This is a genomic window from Fannyhessea sp. (genome assembly GCF_986145555.1).
On record NZ_CFRCNA010000038.1, the window covers coordinates 1 to 6,322 of the forward strand.

Here is a 6,322-nt window from a genome sequence, read left to right on the forward strand (position 1 = left end):
CAAAAATGAACATGCCAGATAGGTGCATGCGTAGAGGGGTTAAACGTGATATTGCTCAGCTCTGCCTTGTGTACATAAACACAACGAGGCGAAAGATCAAGCGGTGCACCTTGTCGAACCGCGTTATAGGCACGAATACCTCCAAGCGATATGGCACTATACGCAGGTGGTACTTGTTGGATCTGACCTGTGAAGTGATGAAGGACGCGCTGTGCATACGATGCATCTTCAACACAAGCAGGAACCATTGATGAGGCACAAATATCGCCTTCGGTATCATCAGTGGTAGTTTGCTGTCCAAAGGTAATAGATGCTTCATAGCTTTTATCGTGACCAACAATATAAGATAAAAGACGAGTTGCCTGTCCAATACCTATAAGCAAGACTCCATCAGCTAAAGGATCAAGCGTCCCTGCATGACCAATACGACGCTCATGCAAAATGTTACGTAAAGCATTGATACAGTCATGAGATGTTATGCCTTTGGGCTTATGGAGCGCAATTAAACAATTGATACCGCTTTGGCCACGCTTCATAAGGATTCTTTCTGTGTTATGAGTTCTTGTAACTTAGGGAGAACAAGCGAAAATGCTTCATCCAAAGATGCGTCAATGGTAAATCCAGCAGCTGCTTTATGGCCTCCTCCGCCAAAAGAAGCAGCAACACCAGATATATCAATCTCTGATTTAGAGCGAAGATTTCCACGAATAGTAGCATCGCAGACTTCTTTTAAGAAAAGCACGATTTCAGCACCTGACGTGCAGCGAACAGCATCAACAAGACCTTCGCTTTCTTCCAAAGACACACCAAAACGGACATAGTCGGCGCGCGTGGCATAACTATATGCAATTTTTCCATTACAAAAACAACTGATACGCCCCATAACAAGCGCTTTGAGATGGAGATAGCCTAAAGAAGCGTTTTGATAAATATTCAGCGAAACAACTGATGGATCGGCACCAAAATTGACCAACTGAGACGCAACTTCAAACGCCTCGGGATTAGCATTTTGATATTGAAACCTTCCTGTATCGGTCATAAGCGCGCAGAAAAGATTCTGAGCAATATCGGGTGTAATAGATGCGCCCAAATAACGCAAGAAATCAAAGATAACAACACCTGCAGCAGCGGCATCAGGCTTAATGTAGGATACATCACCAAACGGGTGCTCACAGGGATGATGGTCAAGAATAGCTGTTGCGTGTGCACGCTTGAGCACAGCCTGTGCGTCATTAAGACGATGCGAAACACTTAGGTCTACCACAATCATAAGATCGGGCGTTTCGGCATAATCACCTGCGTGAACCATTTGAGTAATACCTGGTAAAAAGCTATAAATATGACCAGGATCAACTGAATCAGCTAAAAGATTAACAATATGTTTATCGGGAAAAAGCGATCTAAGACCTAAAGCTAATCCCAAAGCAGAACCTAATGCATCACCATCAGGTGATGTATGGCCACAAATTGCAATTGTTTGGCTCTTTTCCACTAGTTCTTTTAATGCAGCAAATACCTGCATTTTATGAGATAGTTCTTTGTCACTCATGACAGATGAACTCCTTACGTTTCTTAAGAATCTATGTTATAAACCACAAGCTCAGATTACATGCCGCATACATAAGCAGCTCATCTAGAAGCTCAATTATTCTTCTATGGGATAGCCAAACTTATCCTTAGAAACGTGGATCGTTTTGGGTACATCCTGCAAAGCCTGACTAATACGCTCGGCTTGATCGGCTGTGGGATCAATCTTAAACACAAGCGCAGGAGTTACGCGCCAGTCAAGCGCGTGACCAAGCAGACGTCTAATCCTGCTTTTTGCACGCGCAAAACCACGCTGGACTTCTTCATAGCGAGAACTCTCACAACTTACATATACAACCATGAGTGACTTATCAACCGACACCTCAACATCGCTCACCACTACAAGCGATAAATTGGGATCTGCTATATCAAAAAGCAATATATGTGCAAGTTTCTCACGCGCAATATGGTTAATATGGCGTGATTGCTGATTTTGTTTCATACCTACCTACTCTGTACGAGCAACTTGTTCAATACGATAAGATTCAATAGTGTCACCAGGGTGAATATCTTGGAATCCGTCTAAACCAATACCGCATTCGTATCCTGCTTTAACAGATTTAACATCGTCTTTGAAGCGACGCAAAGATGCAAGCTTACCTTCGTAGACAACAATACCGTCACGAACCAAACGGCATAAGTCATCACGGTGAACTTCGCCTTCTTCGACCATACAACCAGCAGCGATACCAACTTTTGGAACCTTAAAGGTGCTTCGAACCTCAATGGTTGCACTTTGAACCTCTTGTTCGGTTGGCTTAAGCATACCAATACGTGCGGCATCAATATCTTCGATAGCTTTGTAAATAACACTATACGTTCTAATCTCAACACCTTGACGTTCAGCCGCTGCACGCGCTTTAGCTTCGGGACGCACACCAAATCCAATAATAATTGCATTTGAAGCGTCTGCTAAGACAACATCGGTTTCTGAAATTGCACCAACAGCCGAGTGAATGGTATTAAGTCGAACCTCAGACTGATCCATCTTGTCGAGCGAATCTTGAAGTGCCTCAATAGAACCTTGAACATCAGCTTTGATAATGAGATTAAGCTCTTTAACATCGGAGGCTGCCATGGTATCAAAGAGGTTCTCAAGGGTAACGTGACGAACACGATTTTGCTCTTCGATACGTGCTTTAAGCTGGCGCTGTTCAGCCAACGCACGAGCATCACGCTCATCAGAAAAGACGCGGAATTCATCACCTGCACCAGGTACGCTTTGCAAACCAAGAACCTCAACAGGATCGGATGGACGAGCAACTTCTACATTATTTCCACGCGGGTCAATCATAGCGCGGATTTTACCAAAGGTAAGACCTGCAACAATAGCGTCACCAACATGGAGGGTCCCTCGGTTAACCAAAAGCGTTGCAACAGAGCCACGGCCGCGATCAAGTTTTGCTTCCAAAACATTACCCGAAGCAAAGGTATCGGGATTGGCTTTAAGCTCCAACACATCGGCCTCAAGCAAAACAGACTCAAGCAGCGTATCAATGCCTATGTGTTTTTTAGCCGAGATGTCAACAAACATGTTATCTCCGCCCCAGTCCTCAGGGATAACACCATGCTCGGTAAGCTCTTGACGAACACGATTGGGGTCGGCACCAGGTTTATCTATCTTGTTAACCGCAACGATAATAGGAACATTTGCAGCTTTTGCGTGGTTAATAGACTCGATCGTTTGAGGCATAACACCGTCATCGGCAGCAACGATAAGGATAACAATATCGGTAACCTTAGCACCACGCGCACGCATTGCCGTAAATGTAGCGTGACCTGGCGTATCAATAAAGGTAATTGTACGGCCGTTGATGCGAACCTGAGATGCACCAATCGCCTGTGTAATACCGCCTGCTTCGCCAGACGCAACGCCTGTGTGTCTAATAGCATCCAAAAGCGACGTTTTACCATGGTCAACGTGACCCATAACGGTAACTACGGGCGGACGAGGTTTAAGGTCTTTAGGATCATCGTAGAATGAGAAGGTGTTTTCTTCTTCTTTGGTCATAATCTTAATATCGCGGTGCATATCATCAGCAACAAGTTCAATAAGATCATCAGACATAGACTCGGTAAGCGTTAAAGGAGAACCAAGCAAGAATAAGCGTTTAATAATATCGTTAGCATTAACGTTTAACAACTTTGCCAAGTGAGAAACGGTAGAACCTTGCGGAACTTTAATAGTATCAAGTTGTGAAATGTCTTGATCATTAGCAAGAGCTTCTTGAATCTTCTGCTGCTCTGCAGCCTGTTCTGCCTGCTGTTGTCTACGCTCTTTACGCTTTTTACGACGACCCGTAGAGGCACGATTTGCCTCTTCAACAGCTTCACGTGCTTCTTCGAACACGCGTGCATGACTATAGGCCGCAGCTTCACGCGCCATGCGAGAATAGCGATCTTCTTCGCCTGACTCCTGACGACGTCCGCGTTTTTGCTTACGAGAGCGCCCCTGCTCTGAATCGTTATAATCCATGTCGTCTCTAGACATATGAGATGAATTACGACGACGCTTGTTATGAGGCATATCAGCGGAATCTACGCGAGATGGTGCCTCAGCTGATGAAATGTGAGGAGCCGCAGACGCATTATGTGTTTTTTCGTGTGAAGACGAAGGCGCAGCCACTACAGAAGTTTTATGAGCACTTTTGGCATTTTTAGCATTTTTATGCTCAGCCTTTTTCTTTTTTTGCTCAAGGTTTTCTTGTAGAACCACTTCTTGCTGAGCAATCTGATCTAAAAGACTGGAAAAACCAGAAGTTGCACGAGGCGCGGTATCTTTAACACGTGTGCGCTCTTGTTCAGCTTCAAGTCGCGCCTTAGCTGCTGCAGCTTCTTCTTCTGCACGCTTACGAGCCGCTTCGGCAGCTTTGCGTTTCTTCTCTTCTTCTTTGCGCTCTGCTTCGCGGCGAGCTTCGACTTCGAGACGTTGTTTTTCCGCAGCTTGCTCGGCCTTCTTTTCTTCTTCAGCGCGCTCTTGCTCGGCTTTAAGCTTCTTGGCTTCGATCTCGGCAGCACGTGCTTCTAAAATAGGCTGCAAGCTTTTTTTAATAATAGAGATATATGCATCTTCGATCGTAGAAGAAGCGCTTTTAACAGGAATCTTAAGTTGAGCTAAATGATCAAGCATCTCTTTGCTTGACATTCCGTAATCTTTAGCAAGGTTATGTACGCGGGTTTTTGCCATATAAACACCTTTCGTTGGGGGCTGTGTCGGATTTCGAGGGAAAGCCGCGCACTAAATGAGTGAATCTGGATCATCGGAAAAATCGCTTTGAGCGCCCGAGGCAAGTTGTTCATGAAGACGACAATACCTAGAACCCGGACGAGCAACATTGCGGCATTGACCTTTATCTTCGCTCACAAATTCGCAGCGATAGTCGCCGTCTTTGTCAACGGGCTGAGGTGCTTTCTTAAGATCGCGTAAAATGTCGGCTGCAAGCGTTTCGTTTTTGATGTCAATATGCATGCCCGTAAGACGTGCAGCCAAACGAGCATTTTGTCCCTCTTTACCAATAGCTAAGGAAAGCTGATCGTCAGGAACTATCACGGTAGCATAATTATTTTCTTTATCAACTAAAACACGTGATACTTTTGCAGGTGAAAGCGCATTAGCAACATTGATTGCAGGATCATCACTCCACATAACAACATCAACGCGCTCACCTCGAAGCTCTGAAACCACCGTGCGTACACGCGAGCCTTTAGGACCAACACATGCACCAACTGGATCAAGATGAGGATCTGTGGAGCTTACCGCAATTTTTGAACGAATACCCGGTTCACGCGCAACAGATGCAATTGAAACAACACCATCAAAAATCTCAGGAACTTCGAGCTCAAACAAACGTGAAATAAGATCGGGGTGTGTACGTGACACAACAATGGATGGACGCTGACGCTCGCCTCTAATTTGCTGCTGATTAGCGTGAGGATCACGAACCTCAACGATTAAAGCACGAAGACGCTGATTGTGGGCATAGTGCTCATTAGCAGGACGCTCATTTCGTTCGTCAGGATAACGATGAGGATCAAAATAAGGAAGCTCTGCCTCTACTCCATCACGTATTTTAATAATGGCAAAATCTGAGGTAGTTTGCAAAACAGTACCGGTGATAAGATCACCAACGCGCTTTGAAAACTCTTCAAAAATCTGCTGACGACCAGCACTGCGGATGATTTCGGCAAGCTCTTGCTTAGTATGTTGTACAACTAAACGACTTGCTTCTTTTGGCGTTACATCGCGCTCATCAAAGTCTTGATACTCCCCTGTTTCAGGATCGGGCTCGCCTTTGGGAATAAGCTCATACACATACACTTTACCAGTAACACGATCGATAGTAACACGTGCTCCATGTTCAAGATGTAAAATGTCAGCATAATTTTTAGCAAGTGTTTGTTCGAGTCGATCAACAATATAAAGTTCATCTAAATGAGTTTTTTGGCAAATATCAATGAGTGCTTCTACCATGTTCGATGCCATATGTAAATCCTTTCAACAAAGACGAAGACCGCCTTTTATACTTTATGTAATCTAGCTTGCTGTACGATGTAAAACTAAAATGTAGGTTTAATTTTGCACGACTTTACGTCATCTATCGTAAACGTCATATCTTGGCCGTCAACAATGAGAGTAAACGTATTGTCTGCAACAGATGAGAGCTTGCCAGTAAAACGTTTGCGTCCTTCTTGTGCACGCGTGACAAGTTCTACCTCTTGACCACAGAAACGCTCA

Annotated in this window: 6 protein-coding genes; all 6 read right to left on the bottom strand. The window is 44.6% G+C overall.

Translation table 11 applies throughout. The features are described from left to right. Positions 1-536, bottom strand: a 536-nt coding sequence (truB, locus tag AC5GD6_RS05860; protein ID WP_491846445.1) for a tRNA pseudouridine(55) synthase TruB, incomplete at its 3' end; no start/stop codon positions are given. Continuing rightward, entirely contained in the window at positions 533-1,549 is a 1,017-nt protein-coding gene (locus AC5GD6_RS05865; RefSeq protein WP_276799633.1) for a DHH family phosphoesterase, read from the bottom strand. The genes AC5GD6_RS05865 and truB, both read right to left, overlap by 4 nt. A gap of 96 nt (positions 1,550-1,645) precedes the next feature. Further along, on the bottom strand, positions 1,646-2,029 hold the full coding sequence (gene rbfA, locus AC5GD6_RS05870) for a 30S ribosome-binding factor RbfA (RefSeq protein ID WP_491846446.1): 384 nt from the start codon (positions 2,027-2,029) through the stop codon (positions 1,646-1,648). A 6-nt stretch (positions 2,030-2,035) separates the two neighbouring features. Further along, the gene (gene infB, locus AC5GD6_RS05875) at positions 2,036-4,774 is read right to left on the bottom strand and encodes a translation initiation factor IF-2 (RefSeq protein ID WP_491846447.1); all 2,739 of its coding nucleotides are present in this window, start codon (positions 4,772-4,774) and stop codon (positions 2,036-2,038) included. Between the two features lie 51 nt (positions 4,775-4,825). Beyond that, positions 4,826-6,070, bottom strand: a complete 1,245-nt coding sequence (gene nusA / locus AC5GD6_RS05880; RefSeq protein WP_491846448.1) for a transcription termination factor NusA — start codon at positions 6,068-6,070, stop codon at positions 4,826-4,828. Positions 6,071-6,144: 74 nt separating this feature from the next. Next, the coding region (gene rimP, locus AC5GD6_RS05885) for a ribosome maturation factor RimP (RefSeq protein WP_491846449.1) at positions 6,145-6,322 on the bottom strand (178 nt) is incomplete at its 5' end.

Coding starts and splice junctions, on each gene's coding strand:
- AC5GD6_RS05865 (WP_276799633.1), bottom strand. CDS start 1,549: ATGAGTGACAAAGAACTATCTCATAAAATGCAGGTATTTGCTGCATTA.
- rbfA (WP_491846446.1), bottom strand. CDS start 2,029: ATGAAACAAAATCAGCAATCACGCCATATTAACCATATTGCGCGTGAG.
- infB (WP_491846447.1), bottom strand. CDS start 4,774: ATGGCAAAAACCCGCGTACATAACCTTGCTAAAGATTACGGAATGTCA.
- nusA (WP_491846448.1), bottom strand. CDS start 6,070: ATGGCATCGAACATGGTAGAAGCACTCATTGATATTTGCCAAAAAACT.